Consider the following 1625-nt stretch of genomic DNA (forward strand, 5'->3'; position numbering starts at 1 on the left):
CCAAGCGGTCTTAGGAAGACAAATATGTCTGGCAACTCCTTGGCTCACAGAACGACATGGCTACGATCCGACTTGGAGCCCCTCCCATGAGTTCGGACGATTACGCCGCTGAGGCGGCCAGACACCGACGCATAGCAGAAGAGTATCGCACACTGTCGTCGTGGACGACGGAATACGTCGAGCCTATCTCAAGCTGGCAGATGATTATGAGCTGCTGGCGAACAACGAGGATCGGGTGGCCAGCCATCTCAAAATCACGCATCGAGGTCGGAGAGCATGCTCTTCCTTGCTCAACGAGGACGGCCTAGAAGGCAAGGTCGATTATCAGCACTGCGACCGCGATGCTTAGAAATCCGATGATCAGGGTCCAATCCCGACGTTCGTCCGTCATACTGCACCTCGGAAAAACCGGCCCCAGCGCCCCGGGGAGAACGCTGAGGCCGATGGTCGTCCCACTCCTCAACCCGACCGACGTTTGCAACGTCAAGAATTGCCACTTGTTCCCGAAAAGAAACGGCCCCAGCACGAGGAGAGCACCGAGGCCGTGTCGGGTGCTACCGACATTGAAGCACCAAGACTTGTGCTCAATCGGGCCCCGTGGAGAAACGTTCGTTCCTAGCCGACGACACGTCGCAGAGCGTATCGCACCCTGCCGTCATCCGCGAACGGCCGGCGATGGACTATCGAGCGACGCCGGGCTGACGCTCTCCGCCCGTTTAGCCCTTTTGGTGATCACCGCGAGCCGGTTATCGATCCCGGCTTCCGTCCTGCGCATCTGGATCGCTATGAGGCGGTGATCCATCCCTGACTCATGCAGCGCAACCAGCAAACGTTCTTCGGTTTCAGTCCAACTCTTAAATCTATTCGCGCTCATTCCATCTCGTTCCGCATCGCAGCAAGGGAACGACCCCGGCACCATCTTGGGGCTAGCAGGGCCAGTGAACCGGGGCCGTTCTCTGCGCCCCCACAGCGCAATGCACCGTAATGGGATAAAGTAGCAACGAAAGCTACCCTCGTGGACTACTCCACAAGTGTTCGAATTCGCGGCTGCGGGTGTTCCATGGCACCGAATCGCGACGGGCTCGATCCGAATCGGGAAGGGCAAGCTGCCCAGGATAAAGAGGCCGCCAACTGAGGCGGCCTCTTTTTACATGAACAAGGCGATAGCCACTATTGCGATGGGGCTCAGCCCGAGCGCCACGATGAGCGCGCTAAAAAGGTAGGTCACTACTCATGACACAACCCCTGCGTTTGGGGTTGAAATCCTATTCCTCGATGCTGGGCGACCGCTAGTGCAATTTGTGCCACCGCGCGGCCCCGCGTTCTACAGGAACAAGGCCGCAGTCGCGGCAACAGTCGTAAGCGCAATCGCGGTCAAGCAGGCGATGGAAATCCAGTCGTAGCGATCGGCCATGCCGATACACTCATCAGATGCGATTGCCTTGTCTTGATCCAGGTCAACCATATTCAGCTCATCTGGTCTCTCAGGGCCGGTATTCGCGACATCTGATCCGGCTTGGCCCCAGCCTTCGCGGCCTTATCGTACTGCTCTAGTACCCGGAATCAGAGCTGAGTGATACGGCGGCCTTTGAAACGGCGTTGACGGACCTTTTTCTTGGTCCAGA

Annotated in this window: 1 protein-coding gene; it reads right to left on the reverse strand. The window is 58.0% G+C overall.

Annotated features, from left to right (window positions below; translation table 11 throughout):
• Positions 1-1324: 1324 nt before the first annotated feature.
• Positions 1325-1465, reverse strand: a complete 141-nt coding sequence (locus QJT82_RS45330) for a hypothetical protein (protein WP_172646958.1) — start codon at positions 1463-1465, stop codon at positions 1325-1327.
• Positions 1466-1625 lie beyond the last annotated feature (160 nt).

This window comes from Bradyrhizobium sp. Mp19, from assembly GCF_029952935.1.
Taxonomy (GTDB): domain Bacteria; phylum Pseudomonadota; class Alphaproteobacteria; order Rhizobiales; family Xanthobacteraceae; genus Bradyrhizobium; species Bradyrhizobium elkanii.